The following is a 15,857-nucleotide window of genomic DNA, read 5'->3' as shown; positions in this document are numbered from 1 at the left end:
CGTCACCTCCGCACGACTCGGGGAGAAGGGCCAAGTCCCCGCTGCCCTTCTCCCCGTATCCGCCGCCGCTTCCGGCTGCTCGGCCTCTGCCCGAGCCGGGAGCGGCCTTTCGGCGGGCAGGTGCGTCAGCCCGCCAGTTCCGGCAGCACCCGCTCCCCGAACAGCCGCAGACTCCGCCACCCCTCCTCCACCGGCATCCCGCCCGACAGCGGATGCAGCACGTAGTTGTCCAGCCCCTGGGCCACGCACTCCTCGGGCGTCAGCATCCGGTACACGCCCTCGGCACGCAGTTCCTCGACCGTCGTGGCCGCCGACTTCACGGCGGACCGTATGTCGCCGGACTGCCAGGAGGCGTACGTCCGGGCCTCGTGCAGGAAGTGGTGGCCGTGCTCGGCCCACGCCCGGTCCGGGTCCTCGGTGATGTGCAGCAGCGGGGTCTCGGCGGCCGGCATCATCGTCCAGCCCTCCGTGCCGTACTCGACGAGCCGCTCCTTGTAGTAGGCCTCCAGCTCGGGCAGGTGTGCGCTGGGGAAGAGAGGGAGCCCGAGACGGGCCGCCCGTCTGGCCGCCGCCTTCGACGAGCCGCCCACCAGAAGGAGCGGATGCGGGTCGGTGCACGGGCGCGGAGTGACCCGTACCGTACGGCCCCGGTACGTGAACTCCTCGCCGGTCCAGGCCTTCAGGAGCGTCTCCAGCAGCTCGTCCTGGAGCTTGCCGCGCCGCTTCCAGTCGGCGCCGAAATGGGCGTACTCCTCGGGCCGGTACCCGATCCCGGCGACCGTGACCAGCCGTCCGCCGCTCAGCAGATCGAGTACGGCGATGTCCTCGGCGAGCCTCAGGGGGTCGTGCAGCGGACCGATCACCGCCGACACCGTCACCGCGATCCGCCGCGTCGCCCCGAACACGGCTCCCGCGAAGGCGAACGGCGAGGGCAGCCAGTTGTTGGCGACGCCGTGGTGCTCCTCGGTCTGGACCGTGGTGATGCCGTGGGCGTCGGCGTACGCGGCCATCTCGATCGCGGCCTGGTAGCGGGCGCGGAGGTCGGCGGGGGTGGCATCGGGGGCGACCAGGTTGAAACGTACGACGGTGACGGGCATGGGACCGATCCCCTTCGTCGGCGGTGTGGGAGGGACGGTAACTGACGGCTCGTCAGGTCGCCAGGGTGTAGGCGTGGGAGGTCGGGGCCGCGGACATCGGGGAGGGGGTGTCACGGCCCACTGGATGGGCAGTGACACCGCCTGGGGGCACTGCTGCGTCCACCCGGTGGCACCTCGCCTACTGGTGCGGTTGTGACCCTCCCCAAGGGGCTTCCCGGCCGATTCATGGTCGGACGGCGGACCAGCCCGGCCCGGTGGGCCAAACGGCCCGGTGTGGACGACGAACGCCCGCGTGGGAGGTCACGCCATACTGGGACAGTTATGGAAACCATCATCCTTGCTGTAGTCATCGCCGTGGTCGTGCTCGGTGTGCTCGGTGGGCTCGTCGTCGGCAGCCGCAGGAAGAAGCCGCTGCCCCCGGCGCCCCCCACGACACCCGACCTCACCGCCCCTCCGGCCGAGCCGCATGTCGGCGACGAGGCCGAGACGCCGCGCGACGAACCGCGCCGCACGATAGAGGAGGTGGATCTCCCGGGCGCCGACGCCTCGTCCGTCGCCGTCGAGGAACCTCCCTCCGCTCCCGCCATCGAGGTACCGGAACCCACCGCCGGCCGGCTGGTCCGGCTGCGCACCCGGCTCTCCCGGTCGCAGAACGCGCTCGGCAAGGGGCTCCTCACGCTCCTCGCGCGCGAGCACCTCGACGACGACACCTGGGAGGAGGTCGAGGACACCCTCCTCACCGCCGATGTCGGCGTCCAGCCCACCCAGGACCTGGTCGAAAGGCTGCGCGAGCGGGTGAAGGTGCTCGGCACCCGCACGCCCGCCGAGCTGCGCGGGCTGCTGCGCGAGGAGCTGCTCCAGATCCTCGTACCCGAGTTCGACCGGACCGTGAAGACCGACTCCAACCTCGACACCCCGGGCATCGTGATGGTCGTCGGCGTCAACGGCACCGGCAAGACCACCACCACCGGCAAGCTCGCGCGCGTCCTGGTCGCCGACGGCAAGAACGTCGTTCTCGGTGCCGCCGACACCTTCCGGGCCGCCGCCGCCGACCAGCTCCAGACCTGGGGCGACCGAGTCGGGGCCCGAACCGTGCGCGGCCCCGAGGGCGGTGACCCCGCGTCGATCGCCTTCGACGCCGTCAAGGAAGGCATCGCGGCCGGTGCCGACGTCGTCCTGATCGACACCGCCGGGCGGCTGCACACCAAGACCGGGCTCATGGACGAGCTCGGCAAGGTCAAGCGCGTCGTCGAGAAGCACGCCCCGCTGGACGAGGTGCTGCTCGTGCTGGACGCCACGACCGGGCAGAACGGGCTGGTCCAGGCCCGTGTCTTCGCCGAGGTCGTCGACATCACCGGCATCGTGCTCACCAAGCTCGACGGCACCGCCAAGGGCGGCATCGTCATCGCCGTACAGCGCGAACTGGGCGTGCCGGTGAAGCTGATCGGGCTCGGTGAGGGGGCCGACGATCTGGCTCCGTTCGAGCCGGAGGCGTTCGTTGACGCACTTATCGGGGAGTGATCACCATCGTGGTCGCCGCCTCCGAAATTTCGTAGGTCCACTTCGTAGGCCCACGAAGAGACGCCCGTCCCCAAGGTGCGGTTGGGGACGGGCGTCTTGCTGTGCGGCCCGCGCTACAGCCGCGACCGGTGCGCCACGTAGGCGAGCGTTCCCAGCAGCAGCCTGGCCGCCGGGGGCTTCGTCGCCGTGTCCAGGGCGGGCGGGCGCAGCCAGGTGACGGGGCCGAGGCAGCCCCGGTCGGACGGGGGCGCCGTCAGATACGTACCGGCGCCCAGGCCGTGCAGGTCGAGGGTCGCGTCGTCCCAGCCCATGCGGTAGAGGAGTGCGGGGAGTTCGGTGGCGGCGCCGGGGGCGACGAAGAACTGGGCGCGGCCGTCAGGGGTGGCGGCGACCGGGCCGAGGGGCAGGCCCATGCGCTCCAGGCGGACCAGGGCGTGCCGGCCGGCCGGTTCGGCGACCTCGATCACGTCGAAGGCGCGGCCCACCGGGAGCATGACCGAGGCGCCGGGGAACTGGCCCCAGGTGTCCATGACTTCGCCGAGTGTGGCGCCTGCCTCGACCCGGGGCGCGAAGCTCAGGGGGTGGGCGCCGGGCGTGGGGCAGTCGGCCAGGCCGCAGGAGCAGGCGCCGCCCGCCGCGCGGGCACCGGCGACCACGTCCCAGCCCCAGAGGCCGGTGTACTCGGCCACGGCGGTGCACTCCGACGACCGGCCGCGGCGGCGCGTGCCGGGCCGGATCTCGCGAATACCCCGGCTGCTGCCGATCGTGAAGCCCATGCCCCCTCCAACGGGTCCGACGCACCGGTGGTTACGAACTGCGAGCAGAACGTGACCCTGTGTTTCCGTCTGTCCGCACCCCTGCCCGCCATCACCCGTTCCAGTCGGCGCCCAGAAGTGCCGCGGGTGGTGCGCTCGGCGGCGCGCGCCCTCACGCGCATCGCTCCGCCCACTCCCGACCGTCCACTGTCAAGTCAATCCTGCGCAGGCGCCCGTGAGTTCATTCGAAGGGGTGGCGAATGGTGGCGTTTCCTGGATCGCCATGGCCGGAGGCGTGATCGTAGGATTACTTTGAGTGCACGAGGCCTGAGGATGCATGCGCTTGTGGGTATGCCGGAGGCAAGTCGACTTCCCGTTCGAAGGGTGAGAACTGCCGGACGTGGAGCCTATTTACCGGCATTCTGATAGGGCTTGGCGCACTCGGCGACAAGCGGTCTCAGGGAGTGGGGGCGTTCCAGTGGGCGGCAACGGCGGAAGCGCGACGACCGCGGCTAGCACCGACAAGCGCCCGAACGAGCTGCTCGGCTCGTGGTTCGTGCGCAGCGGCTGGTCGAAGGGTGAACTGGCGCGCCAAGTGAACCGCCGGGCTCGCCAGTTGGGTGCCAACCACATCTCGACGGACACCTCGCGGGTCCGGCGCTGGCTCGACGGGGAGAACCCGCGCGAGCCGATCCCGCGCATCCTCTCCGAGCTGTTCTCCGAGCGCTTCGGCTGCGTCGTCTCCATCGAGGACCTCGGGCTGCGCGCCGCCCGGCAGTCGCCGTCCACGTCCGGCGTCGACCTGCCCTGGACGGCCCCTCAGACCGTGGCCCTGCTCAGCGAGTTCTCGCGCAGCGACCTGATGCTGGCGCGACGCGGCTTCCTTGGCACCGCGCTGTCCCTCGCCGCCGGCCCCACCCTCATCGAGCCCATGCAGCGCTGGCTCGTCCCGGTGCCCCCCGCTCCGCCCGAGGAGCCCGAACACCCGTCCGCCGCGCGCCGGGCCGGCCGCCTCTCCAAGCCCGAACTGGAGCTGCTGGAGTCCACCACCGCGATGTTCCGGCAGTGGGACGCGCAGTGCGGCGGCGGACTGCGCCGCAAGGCGGTGGTCGGACAGCTGCACGAGGTGACGGACCTCCTCCAGGAGCCCCAGCCCGAGGCCACCGCCCGCAAGCTGTTCAAGGTCGCCGCCGAGCTGGCCGAACTCGCCGGCTGGATGTCGTACGACGTGGGGCTCCAGCCGACCGCCCAGAAGTACTTCGTCCTGGCCCTGCACGCCGCCAAGGAGGCCGGCGACAAGCCGCTGGGTTCGTACGTCCTGTCGTCCATGAGCCGTCAGATGATCCACCTCGGCCGGCCCGACGACGCCCTCGAACTGATCCATCTCGCGCAGTACGGCAGCCGTGACTGCGCAAGCCCCCGCACCCAGGCCATGCTGTATGCGATGGAGGCGCGCGCATACGCCAATATGGGGCAACCCGGAAAGTGCAAGCGGGCCGTGCGGATGGCCGAGGACACGTTCGCGGACGTACACGATTGGGACGAGCCCGATCCCGACTGGATCCGCTTCTTCTCCCGGGCCGAGCTGTACGGCGAGAACTCCCACTCGTTCCGTGACCTGGCCTATGTCGCCGGCCGCAGCCCCACCTACGCGTCCCTGGCCGAGCCCATGATGCGCAACGCCGTCGACCTGTTCGCGAAGGACACCGATCACCAGCGGTCGTACGCACTGAACCTGATCGGCATGGCCACCGTCCACCTCCTCCAGCGCGAGCCCGAGCGGGCGACGGTACTGGCCGCCGAGGCCATGGTCATCGCCAAGAAGGTGCGCTCCGAACGCGTCAGCACTCGTATCCGAAAGACCGTAGACACGGCCGTACGCGATTTCGGCGATCTCACCGAGGTCGTCGACCTGACCGACCTCCTCGCGATCGAACTGCCCGAGACCGCCGAAGCGGTCTGAAAACCCCAGAACCCCGGCCGCGGCAGGCCCTCCCGACAGCCCGACTCGGCTCCCCCGCCAGGTCATCGGAAGGCCCGCCGCGGCCGGACCGCGTCTGCGCCCGAGCCGGCGCCGCTCTCGCGGATGTGGCTGGTCTCCGTGGGGGTTTCTCAAGCGGTGGTGCGGTTGCCTTTGCCGAAGATTGCGTCACGATAACGATCACGGTGACCGAAATCCGGCAGTTCATTCAGGCGTAACACGGGCGGCGCCTTCGTCACGTCGCCGAAACATCGAGGGGCGTCGACCGAAACGGCGCTGCGTCAATGTCTGGCGCATAACCGGCCCACCCCGCAATCCGCTCAGGCTTCGCCCGCACGGGGCCGCCGTACCAATGACGAGGAGACGCCGATGGCATCAGCCGCCATCACGCTAGCCGCAGAGGCTCCCAAGCTCTCTGCCGCGAACACCGGGTTCATGCTGATCTGTTCGGCCCTGGTGTTGCTCATGACCCCCGGTCTCGCCTTCTTCTACGGAGGCATGGTCCGCGTCAAGAGCACCCTGAACATGTTGATGATGAGCTTTATCAGCATCGGCATCGTCACCCTTCTGTGGGTGCTGTACGGCTTCTCCCTCGCATTCGGCACCGACAAGGGCAGCCTCATCGGCTGGACCTCGGGTTGGTTCGGTCTCAGTGACATCGGCACGACCGATCTGTGGGACGGCTACAACATCCCGATCCTGACCTTCATGGTCTTCCAGATGATGTTCGCGATCATCACGCCCGCCCTGATCAGCGGTGCCCTCGCGGACCGCGTGAAGTTCTCGGCCTGGGCGCTGTTCGTCGCCCTGTGGGCCACCGTCGTGTACTTCCCCGTCGCCCACTGGGTATGGGGCGCGGGCGGCTGGGCCTTCGAGCTCGGCGTCATCGACTTCGCCGGTGGTACGGCGGTCCACATCAACGCGGGTGCCGCGGCGCTCGGTGTGATCCTGGTCATCGGCAAGCGCGTCGGCTTCAAGAAGGACCCGATGCGCCCGCACAGCCTCCCGCTGGTCATGCTCGGCTCCGGCCTCCTGTGGTTCGGCTGGTTCGGCTTCAACGCCGGCTCGTGGCTGGGCAACGACGACGGCGTCGGCACGCTGATGTTCGTCAACACGCAGGTCGCCACCGCCGCCGCCATGCTCGCCTGGCTCATCTACGAGAAGATCCGCCACGGCGCCTTCACCACGCTGGGCGCCGCCTCCGGCGCTGTCGCGGGTCTGGTCGCCATCACCCCCTCCGGCGGTGCGGTCTCCCCGATCGGCGCGATCGCGGTCGGCGCCATCGCCGGTGTGCTGTGCGCCATGGCTGTCGGCCTCAAGTACAAGTTCGGTTACGACGACTCGCTCGACGTCGTCGGTGTCCACATGGTCGGCGGTGTCGTCGGCTCCCTGCTGATCGGCTTCTTCGCCAGCGGCAAGGGCCAGTCGGAGGTCGAGGGCCTCTTCTACGGCGGCGGCCTCGACCAGTTCTGGAAGCAGTGCGCCGGTGTCTTCGCCGTCCTCGGCTACTCCCTGGTCGTCTCCGCGATCCTCGCCTTCCTCCTCGACAAGACGATCGGTATGCGCGTCCCCGAGGACGACGAGATCGCCGGCATCGACCAGGCCGAGCACGCCGAGACCGCATACGACTTCAGCGGCGCCGGCGGCGGCGCGGCCCGTACGTCCGTCACGGCGGCCGTCGGTGGCGAGAGCAAGAAGGTGGACGCATGAAGCTCATCACCGCCGTTGTGAAGCCCCACCGGCTCGACGAGATCAAGGAGGCCCTCCAGGCCTTCGGGGTCCACGGCCTGACGGTCACCGAGGCGAGCGGCTACGGTCGTCAGCGTGGGCACACCGAGGTCTACCGCGGCGCCGAGTACACGGTCGACCTGGTTCCCAAGATCCGTATCGAGGTTCTCGCCGAGGACGACGACGCCGAAGGCCTGATCGACGTCATCGTCAAGGCGGCCAGGACCGGCAAGATCGGTGACGGCAAGGTCTGGTCCCTCCCGGTCGAGACGGCCGTCAGGGTCCGGACCGGCGAGCGCGGCCCGGACGCGCTCTGAGGCAGCAAAACAGAACAGGAGTCGCTGGGTGACGAGTACGGACGTGCGTAAGGATGCAGAGGACTCGGGACCCAGCGGCTATGCGGCGGCCCGGCTGCGCCTCCTCACTGAGGAGGCGCGGTCCGGGCCGCCGCGCCGTGCGGCCCTGGCCGAACTGACGGACGAATGGCTGAGCGGCCTCTTCACGGCCGGCGCCGAGGAACTGCGCGGGGTCTCCCTGGTCGCCGTCGGCGGCTACGGCAGAGGCGAACTCTCCCCACGCAGCGACCTGGACCTGCTCCTCCTCCACGACGGCAGCGACTCCGCCGGGGTCGCGGCCCTCGCGGACCGCCTCTGGTACCCCGTCTGGGACCTGGGTCTCGCCCTGGACCACTCCGTCCGGACGCCGTCCGAGGCCCGCAAGACCTCGGGCGAGGACCTCAAGGTGCAGCTGGGCCTGCTGGACGCCCGCCACCTCGCCGGCGACCTCGGCCTCACGGCCGGGCTGCGTACCGCCGTCCTCGCCGACTGGCGCAACCAGGCGCCCAAACGCCTCCCCGAACTCCAGGAACTCTGCGCCGAACGGGCCGAACGTCAGGGCGAGCTGCAGTACCTCCTCGAACCCGACCTCAAGGAGGCCCGCGGCGGCCTGCGCGACGCCACCGCCCTCCGCGCGGTCGCGGCCTCCTGGCTGGCCGACGCCCCCCGCGAGGGCCTCGCCGACGCGCGCCGCCGCCTGCTGGACGTCCGAGACGCCCTCCACCTGACGACGGGCCGTGCGACCGACCGCCTCGCCCTCCAGGAACAGGACCAGGTAGCCGCCGAACTCGGACTCCTCGACGCCGACACCCTCCTGCGACAGGTGTACGAGGCGGCACGCGTCGTCTCGTACGCGAGTGACGTCACCTGGCGCGAGGTGGGGCGCGTACTGCGATCGCGCGCCGTACGCCCGCGCCTGCGCGCCATGCTGGGCGGCGGCAAGCCGGTGGCGGAACGTTCCCCGTTGGCGGAAGGCGTCGTGGAGCAGGACGGCGAGGTGGTCCTCGCCCGCGCCGCACGCCCCGACCGCGACCCCGTACTCCCGCTGCGCGCCGCCGCCGCAGCGGCGCAGGCAGGACTCCCGATGTCCCTGCACGCGGTCCGCCGCATGGCGGCCGTGGCACGACCGCTGCCCACCCCGTGGCCGGCCGAGGCGCGCGAACAACTGGTGACGCTGCTGGGCTCGGGCCGCCCGACCATCGAGGTCTGGGAGGCGCTGGAGGCCGAAGGCCTGATCACCCACTTCCTCCCGGACTGGGAGCGGGTCCGCTGCCGCCCGCAGCGCAATGCCGTCCACATCTGGACGGTCGACCGCCACCTGATCGAAACGGCCGTCCGGGCCTCCGAGTTCACCCGCCGCGTCAGCCGCCCCGACCTCCTCCTCGTCTCCGCGCTTCTCCACGACATCGGCAAGGGCTGGCCCGGCGACCACTCGGTGGCGGGCGAGATCATCGCCAAGGACGTGGCCGCCCGCATCGGCTTCGACCGTGCGGACGTGGCGGTCCTGGCGACTCTCGTACGCCACCATCTGCTGCTCGTCGACACCGCCACCCGGCGTGACCTGGAGGACCCGGCCACCGTCCGCTCGGTCGCCGAGGCCGTCGGCACGCAGAGCACCCTGGAACTCCTCCACGCCCTCACCGAATCCGACGCGCTGGCCACGGGCCCGGCCGCCTGGTCGTCCTGGCGTGGCTCCCTCGTCGCCGACCTGGTGAAACGGGTCGCCGCCGTGCTCGCCGGGGACGCCCCCGAGGAGCCCGAGGCCGCCGCGCCCACCGCCGAGCAGGAACGGCTCGCCATAGAGGCGTTCCGCACAGGCGGCCCGGTGCTGTCGCTGCGCGCCCAGACGGAGGTACCGGCGGAGGCGGCGGAGACGGAGGCCTCGGGCGACCCCGAACCACTCGGCGTGGAACTCCTGATCGCGGTTCCGGACCAGCCGGGCGTCCTGCCCGCCGTGGCCGGCGTCCTCGCGATGCACCGGCTGACCGTGCGCACGGCGGAACTGCGCGCACTGGACCTCCCCGACGGCGTCGAGGGCGCGGTCCTGCTCCTGGACTGGCGCGTCGCCGCCGAGTACGGCTCGCTGCCCCAGGCGGCCCGACTGCGCGCCGACCTCGTACGGGCCCTGGACGGCTCCCTGGACATCACCGGCCGCCTGGCCGAGCGCGACGCGGCGTACCCACGCCGCCGGGGCGTGGTGGCGCCGGCGGCCCGGGTGACCGTACATCCGGCCGCATCCCGGCTGGCCACGGTGATCGAGGTGCGCGCCCAGGACGCCCCGGGGCTGCTGCACCGCATCGGACGGGCCCTGGAGGACGCGGCGGTGCGGGTGCGGAGCATGCACGTCAGCACGCTGGGTTCGAATGCCGTGGACGCTTTCTACGTGACCAACGCCAAGGGCGTGCCCCTACCGGCGGCCGAGGCGTCTTCGGTGGCAAGAAAGCTGGAGGAGATGCTGCGGGGGTGACTGCGGCCGGCCTCTCTCGTTGAGCCGAGAGTCCCCGCCCACGCGCGGATGGTCCGAACCTTCGCGGTAACGGACGGCTGTGCGAAGCATGCTCCCCGCCCTCGTGGGGATTCCGTCCCCGCCCGCTGAATCAGCAGGCGGGGACGATTTGTTTGCGGGGCCGGATACCCTGGGTGCAGCCCACCTTGTCCCCTGACTCCGAGGACCGACGCCACCGTGTTCGATACCCTCTCTGACCGCCTCAGCGCGACTTTCAAATCTCTCCGCGGGAAGGGTCGGCTCAGCGAGGCTGATATCGACGCCACGGCCCGCGAGATCCGTATCGCGCTCCTCGAAGCCGACGTGGCCCTGCCGGTCGTGCGGACGTTCATCAAGAACGTCAAGGAGCGTGCCCTCGGGTCCGACGTCTCCAAGGCGCTGAACCCCGCCCAGCAGGTCCTGAAGATCGTGAACGAGGAACTCGTCACGATCCTCGGCGGCGAAACCCGCCGCCTCCGCTTCGCCAAGCAGCCCCCGACCGTCATCATGCTGGCTGGTCTCCAGGGTGCTGGTAAGACCACCCTCGCGGGCAAGCTCGGCAAGTGGCTCAAGGACCAGGGACACTCGCCCCTCCTCGTCGCCGCCGACCTCCAGCGCCCCAACGCCGTCAACCAGCTCAGCGTCGTCGCCGAGCGCGCCGGGGTCGCGGTCTACGCGCCCGAGCCGGGCAACGGGGTCGGTGACCCGGTCAAGGTCGCCAAGGACTCCATGGAGTTCGCGAAGACCAAGGTCCACGACATCGTGATCGTGGACACCGCCGGCCGCCTCGGTATCGACGCCGAGCTGATGCGACAGGCCGCGGACATCCGGGACGCGGTCTCGCCCGACGAGATCCTCTTCGTCGTCGACGCGATGATCGGCCAGGACGCCGTCAACACGGCCGAGGCATTCCGGGACGGCGTCGGCTTCGACGGTGTCGTCCTGTCGAAGCTCGACGGTGACGCCCGTGGTGGTGCCGCGCTCTCCATCGCCTCGGTGACCGGCAAGCCGATCATGTTCGCGTCGAACGGCGAGAAGCTCGACGACTTCGACGCGTTCCACCCTGACCGGATGGCCTCCCGCATCCTCGACATGGGTGACCTGCTCACCCTGATCGAGCAGGCGGAGAAGACGTTCAGCCAGGAAGAAGCCGAGGCCATGGCCTCCAAACTGGCGTCCAAGAAGGGCCAGGACTTCACCCTGGATGACTTCCTGGCCCAGATGGAGCAGGTCAGGAAAATGGGGTCGATCAGCAAGCTGCTCGGCATGCTGCCCGGCATGGGTCAGATCAAGGACCAGATCAACAACCTCGACGAGCGCGATGTGGACCGTACGGCGGCCATCATCAAGTCGATGACCCCGGCCGAGCGCCAGGACGCGACGATCATCAACGGCTCGCGCCGCGCCCGTATCGCCAAGGGCTCCGGTGTCGACGTCAGCGCGGTCAAGGGCCTGGTCGAGCGGTTCTTCGAGGCCCGCAAGATGATGTCCCGCATGGCCCAGGGCGGCGGCATGCCGGGGATGCCCGGGATGCCGGGCATGGGTGGCGGCCCCGGCCGGTCGAAGAAGCAGCCCAAGCAGGCCAAGGGCAAGCAGCGTTCCGGCAACCCGATGAAGCGCAAGCAGCAGGAGCAGGAGGAGGCCGCGCGCAAGGCCGCCGGCGCCCAGGGTGCTCCGGGCGGTGCCTTCGGCCTGCCGGGCCAGCAGGCCCCCGAGGACTTCGAGCTGCCGGACGAGTTCAAGAAGTTCATGGGCTGAGAAGGCGATCGGTTGAGCCGTTGAGCCGTTGAGCCGTTGATCGGCTGATTCGAGACGGCTGGTTGGTGTTACGTCGTTCAGGGCGCCCCTCGCCGTAGGGGCGCCCTCACGTGTGCCCGGGCAGAGTTCTCAGGGGGATCTCACGCCGTCAGCGCGATGAGGTACCGGAAGACGTTCGGCATCCAGATCGTCCCGTCCCGCCGCTGATGCGGATGCAGCGCCTCCGCCAGCTCCTTGTCCACCTGCTCCTGGCCGGTCGCCGTGATCGCCGCGTCGAACAGCCCCGTCGACAGCAGCCCTCGTACCGCGCTGCCCAGGTTCGCGTACCCGAACGGGCAAGCCACCCGCCCCGAGCCGCCCGGGCGCAGGCCGGCCCGCTGGGCGACCTCCTCCAGGTCGTCGCGGAGCGCGGGGCGCCAACTGCCCGTGACGCGCAGCGGATCGGCGAGCCGGGCCGCGACCCGCAGTACGGCCGACGTGGCGCAGCGCTCCGGCGGACCCCAGCCCACCAGGACCACCGGCGCCCCTCGCCCGACCGACGGCACGGCTGCCGCGAGCGTCTCGCCGAGTCCCTCGGAGTCGCCCGCCCGACAGCCGATCGGCTCGAACGCGGTCACCAGGGTGTAGGGAGGCGAGTCCGTCTCCTCAGGGAGGCTCGCCGCGAGCCTCCTGTGGGCACGCGCGCGCGTGAGCGCCGGTTCGGGCAGTAAACGCTCCCGCGCGAGGCTCAGCCGCTGCGGTGACGATGCCTCGACACCGGTGACGGCGGCACCTCTTGACGCCGCCATCAACAGGGCCAGGCCCGCGCCGCAGCCGAGGCCGAGCATTCGGGTGCCGCTGCCCACTTCCAGCCGCTCGTAGACGGCCTCATAGAGCGGTACGAACATGCGCTCCTGGATCTCCGACCAGTCACGCGCGCGTGTGCACAGGTCCACGCGGGTCGCCGGACCCGTGTGAGGCAGGTGCTGTCGCACGAGCGTAGGTGTCATCGAAAGCGCCCCAATCCAACGAGAGTTGCCGCTGTTTCCGATGTGGTGGCCCCCGTGCAGTGCGCGATCGCACTTCCCCCGTATGCCAGGTAACTCCGCCCTCGACCCGCCGTCCAGGGGTTGTCGGGCCGAGGTTGTGTGCTCGGTGTGCTCACGAAAAAAATTCACATGCCGGCAGCGTGGGCCCGTAGCATCGCGCCATGGCAAAGGCCCCCGTACTCACGCCGCAGGCAATTGACTTCCCTCGCTGGTACCAGGATCTGGTCGGCAAGGCCGAGTTGGCCGACAACGGTCCGGTGCGGGGCACCATGGTCATCCGACCGTACGGGTACGGGCTGTGGGAGCGGATGCAGGCCGAGATGGACACGCGGATCAAGGAGACGGGCGCGCAGAACGCCTACTTCCCCCTGCTGATCCCGCAGTCGTACTTCGTCAGGGAGGCCGAGCACGTCGAGGGCTTCGCGCCGGAGCTGGCCGTGGTCACGCACGGCGGCGGCAAGGAACTCGAAGAGCCCGCGGTGGTGCGTCCCACCTCCGAGATGATCATCAACGACTACTTCTCGAAGTGGGTGCAGAGCTACCGCGATCTGCCCCTGCTGATCAATCAGTGGGCGAACGTGGTGCGTTGGGAGCTGCGCCCGCGGCTCTTCCTCCGCACGTCGGAGTTCCTGTGGCAGGAAGGCCACACCGCGCACGCCACCCACGACGACGCACGTGACTTCGCCGCGCACATCCACCGCGAGGTCTACGAGGACTTCATGGTGAACGTTCTGGCGATGGACACCGTTCCCGGCCGCAAGACGGTCAAGGAGCGCTTCGCGGGTGCCATCAACACCCTCACGCTCGAAGGCATGATGGGCGACGGCAAGGCCATCCAGATGGCCACCAGCCACGAGCTGGGCCAGAACTTCGCCAAGGCGTTCAACACCAGCTATCTGTCGAAGGAAGGCAGGCGGGAGCTCGTCTGGCAGACGTCCTGGGGTTCGACGACCCGCATGATCGGCGCCCTGGTGATGGCACACGGCGACGACAATGGCCTGCGGGTCCCGCCGCGCCTCGCCGCGATCCAGGCCGTGGTCCTCGCGATCAAGGGTGACGAAGCGGTTCTGGCCAAGGTCCGTGAGATCGGTGACCGGCTGAAGGCGGCGGGTGTACGCGTACACGTGGACGACCGCACAGATGTGCCCTTCGGCCGCCGCGCCGTCGACTGGGAGCTCAAGGGCGTGCCCGTACGCGTCGAGGTCGGCCCCCGCGACCTGGAGAACGGCACGGTGATGCTCGCCCGCCGCATCCCGGGCGGCAGGGAGCCGGTGGACCCCGACACGCTCGTACGGCTGCTGCCCACCGTCCTCGAAGAGGACCAGGCGCTGCTGCTGGCCCAGTCGCGGGAGCGGCGTCAGGCCCGTACCTCGGAGGTGTCCTCGATCGGGGAGGCCGTCGAGGCGGCGACCGCCGGCGGCTGGGCGCGCATCCCCTGGGCGGTACTCGGTGAGGAGGGCGAAGCAGGGCTCGGCGAGCACGGGGTGACCGTACGGTGTCTGGTCGCGGCGGACGGGTCGGTCCCCGACGCGGATGACGCACCCGGTAACGTCGCCATCGTCGCCCGCACCTACTGAGGCTGGGGCGAGAGCGACCGAAACGCCCCTTGCGCAACGGCCGACCACAGGTACCCCGGCGTGCGGACGACGTCTACGCGCCGGGTCGTACGTGGGGCTACGCACCGGCTTGGTATGAGCTGTGAGGCTTCTCCGCAGATCAGCGCACCCGCCCTCGTCAGGACGCATCAGCGGCAACTGACGGGTACGTGCAAATTATTTGGGATGGCCCGGAATCGGAACACAGCGGCACTCAGGCTCGTTGTCATTACGTGAGCACGACACAGACACCACCTGTTCTCGCCGCAGAGCTGGCGCAGGCGTGGGCCGACATTCAGCGGTACCACCCCGAGCTGCCCGATCTTGCCGCGCCCGAGTCCCTGATCGGAGAGTCGTCGTCCGCCTGCGGGCACGCGCTCTCCTTCGAGCGACTGCTGCATGAGGCAGTCCATGGCATCGCCGCCGCCCGCGGAGTCCGCGACACCTCCCGGGCCGGCCGATACCACAACCGTAGATTCCTCGCGATCGCAGAGGAGCTGGGCCTGGACCACCCGGAGGAACCGCATCCCAGCAGCGGTTTCTCGCTGGTCACGCTCAACCCCGAGGCCAAGCGCCGCTACCGGCCCACCATGGAGCGGCTGCAGCGCGCCCTGAAGGCACATACGGTCGCCACCACCTCCGACACCACCCGCACCTTCCGCGGTCCGGCCGCCCGCCACGGTTCCTCCGGGGGAGGGGTGCGCGTGAAGGCCGTCTGTGACTGCGGTCGCAACGTGCGCGTCGTCCCCTCGGTGCTGGCGCAGGCTCCGATCGTGTGCGGCGGTTGCGGCAAGCCGTTCCGCATCCCCGAGATCGTGGGTGCGGGCGCCGCCTGAGGCTTTGCCCCGTCGCGTGATCGAGCCCGGCATCTCGTGGGTGCCGGATGAACACGTGGGGGAGTGCGCGGGCCGCGTGCAGGCGCCTGTATGGGCACCCGGAACGCCGGGTGCCCATACAGGCGTGGCGAAGCAGCGCCCGGGTTCGGCGCGGCCCGCAGGGTATGGCAGAATGGCCAGCTGTACTCGACAGCCGCACAGGAACCCTCTCGCCTCCGGCTGACGCGTCCATCGGGCACTCGGGTACCGCAACCCCACGCGGCAATCTCGCCGTGCCCAACCACGTCCAATTCAGGAGAACCCACTCCCGTGGCAGTCAAGATCAAGCTGAAGCGTCTGGGCAAGATCCGTTCGCCTCACTACCGCATCGTCGTCGCCGACTCCCGTACCCGCCGTGACGGCCGGGCCATCGAGGAGATCGGCCTGTACCACCCGGTGCAGAACCCCTCGCGCATCGAGGTCGACACCGAGCGTGCGCAGTACTGGCTGGGTGTCGGCGCGCAGCCGACCGAGCCGGTTCTCGCCATCCTCAAGCTGACCGGCGACTGGCAGAAGTTCAAGGGTCTGCCCGCCCCGGCTCCGCTGCTCGTGGCCGCTCCGAAGCCCGCGCGTCCGTTGTTCGAGGCCCTGGGCGGCGACAACGAGGGCAAGGGTGAGGCCATCACCCAGAAGAAGAAGGCCGAGAAGAAGGACGAGGCCGCGGCCGACTCCTCTGCGGCTGCGCCGACCGAGGCCTGA

Annotated in this window: 12 protein-coding genes; 9 read left to right on the top strand and 3 right to left on the bottom strand. The window is 70.1% G+C overall.

Annotated features, from left to right (window positions below; translation table 11 throughout):
- Positions 1–125: 125 nt before the first annotated feature.
- Positions 126–1,097: an LLM class flavin-dependent oxidoreductase gene (locus QA861_RS12130; RefSeq protein ID WP_334588352.1), complete on the bottom strand. Its 972-nt coding sequence runs from the start codon at positions 1,095–1,097 to the stop codon at positions 126–128.
- Between the two features lie 321 nt (positions 1,098–1,418).
- Between QA861_RS12130 and ftsY the strand changes: the two genes are divergently transcribed.
- Complete coding sequence (gene ftsY / locus QA861_RS12125; protein WP_334588351.1) at positions 1,419–2,618, top strand: signal recognition particle-docking protein FtsY; 1,200 nt, start codon at positions 1,419–1,421, stop codon at positions 2,616–2,618.
- Positions 2,619–2,731: 113 nt separating this feature from the next.
- Here ftsY and QA861_RS12120 read toward each other — a convergent pair whose 3' ends face one another.
- On the bottom strand, positions 2,732–3,394 hold the full coding sequence (locus tag QA861_RS12120; RefSeq protein ID WP_334588350.1) for a bifunctional DNA primase/polymerase: 663 nt from the start codon (positions 3,392–3,394) through the stop codon (positions 2,732–2,734).
- A gap of 457 nt (positions 3,395–3,851) precedes the next feature.
- On the opposite strand from QA861_RS12120, the gene nsdA reads away from it, so the two are divergent.
- The 5 genes from nsdA to ffh all read left to right on the top strand — a co-directional run bounded on the left by nsdA (position 3,852) and on the right by ffh (position 11,660).
- Positions 3,852–5,336, top strand: coding sequence for a transcriptional repressor NsdA (nsdA, locus tag QA861_RS12115; RefSeq protein ID WP_334588349.1), 1,485 nt, complete (start codon positions 3,852–3,854; stop codon positions 5,334–5,336).
- Between the two features lie 387 nt (positions 5,337–5,723).
- A complete protein-coding gene (locus QA861_RS12110; RefSeq protein WP_334588348.1) occupies positions 5,724–7,064 on the top strand; it encodes an ammonium transporter in 1,341 nt (446 codons plus the stop codon).
- The gene (locus QA861_RS12105; RefSeq protein ID WP_006379495.1) at positions 7,061–7,399 is read left to right on the top strand and encodes a P-II family nitrogen regulator; all 339 of its coding nucleotides are present in this window, start codon (positions 7,061–7,063) and stop codon (positions 7,397–7,399) included. The genes QA861_RS12110 and QA861_RS12105 overlap by 4 nt, the downstream gene beginning before the upstream one ends.
- A 28-nt stretch (positions 7,400–7,427) precedes the next feature.
- Positions 7,428–9,884: a [protein-PII] uridylyltransferase gene (locus QA861_RS12100; protein WP_334588347.1), complete on the top strand. Its 2,457-nt coding sequence runs from the start codon at positions 7,428–7,430 to the stop codon at positions 9,882–9,884.
- A 216-nt stretch (positions 9,885–10,100) separates the two neighbouring features.
- Positions 10,101–11,660: a signal recognition particle protein gene (ffh, locus tag QA861_RS12095; RefSeq protein ID WP_334588346.1), complete on the top strand. Its 1,560-nt coding sequence runs from the start codon at positions 10,101–10,103 to the stop codon at positions 11,658–11,660.
- 140 nt (positions 11,661–11,800) lie between these two features.
- Here ffh and QA861_RS12090 read toward each other — a convergent pair whose 3' ends face one another.
- Complete coding sequence (locus QA861_RS12090) at positions 11,801–12,649, bottom strand: SAM-dependent methyltransferase (protein WP_334588345.1); 849 nt, start codon at positions 12,647–12,649, stop codon at positions 11,801–11,803.
- A 200-nt stretch (positions 12,650–12,849) separates the two neighbouring features.
- Between QA861_RS12090 and proS the strand changes: the two genes are divergently transcribed.
- The 3 genes from proS (at position 12,850) to rpsP (ending at position 15,857) form a co-directional block, all read left to right on the top strand.
- Positions 12,850–14,265 (top strand): proline--tRNA ligase, encoded by a 1,416-nt coding sequence (gene proS / locus QA861_RS12085; RefSeq protein WP_334588343.1) that lies wholly within the window; start codon positions 12,850–12,852, stop codon positions 14,263–14,265.
- Positions 14,266–14,516: 251 nt separating this feature from the next.
- A complete protein-coding gene (locus QA861_RS12080; RefSeq protein ID WP_053739767.1) occupies positions 14,517–15,119 on the top strand; it encodes a hypothetical protein in 603 nt (200 codons plus the stop codon).
- Between the two features lie 309 nt (positions 15,120–15,428).
- The gene (gene rpsP, locus QA861_RS12075) at positions 15,429–15,857 is read left to right on the top strand and encodes a 30S ribosomal protein S16 (protein WP_334588342.1); all 429 of its coding nucleotides are present in this window, start codon (positions 15,429–15,431) and stop codon (positions 15,855–15,857) included.

The organism is Streptomyces sp. B21-083 (genome assembly GCF_036898825.1).
GTDB lineage: Bacteria > Actinomycetota > Actinomycetes > Streptomycetales > Streptomycetaceae > Streptomyces.
Note: the sequence above shows the minus strand (reverse complement) of the source record. Positions and strands in the feature narration are given on the sequence as shown.

Coding starts and splice junctions, on each gene's coding strand:
- QA861_RS12130 (WP_334588352.1), bottom strand. CDS start 1,097: ATGCCCGTCACCGTCGTACGTTTCAACCTGGTCGCCCCCGATGCCACC.
- ftsY (WP_334588351.1), top strand. CDS start 1,419: ATGGAAACCATCATCCTTGCTGTAGTCATCGCCGTGGTCGTGCTCGGT.
- QA861_RS12120 (WP_334588350.1), bottom strand. CDS start 3,394: ATGGGCTTCACGATCGGCAGCAGCCGGGGTATTCGCGAGATCCGGCCC.
- QA861_RS12110 (WP_334588348.1), top strand. CDS start 5,724: ATGGCATCAGCCGCCATCACGCTAGCCGCAGAGGCTCCCAAGCTCTCT.
- QA861_RS12105 (WP_006379495.1), top strand. CDS start 7,061: ATGAAGCTCATCACCGCCGTTGTGAAGCCCCACCGGCTCGACGAGATC.
- QA861_RS12090 (WP_334588345.1), bottom strand. CDS start 12,649: ATGACACCTACGCTCGTGCGACAGCACCTGCCTCACACGGGTCCGGCG.
- proS (WP_334588343.1), top strand. CDS start 12,850: ATGGCAAAGGCCCCCGTACTCACGCCGCAGGCAATTGACTTCCCTCGC.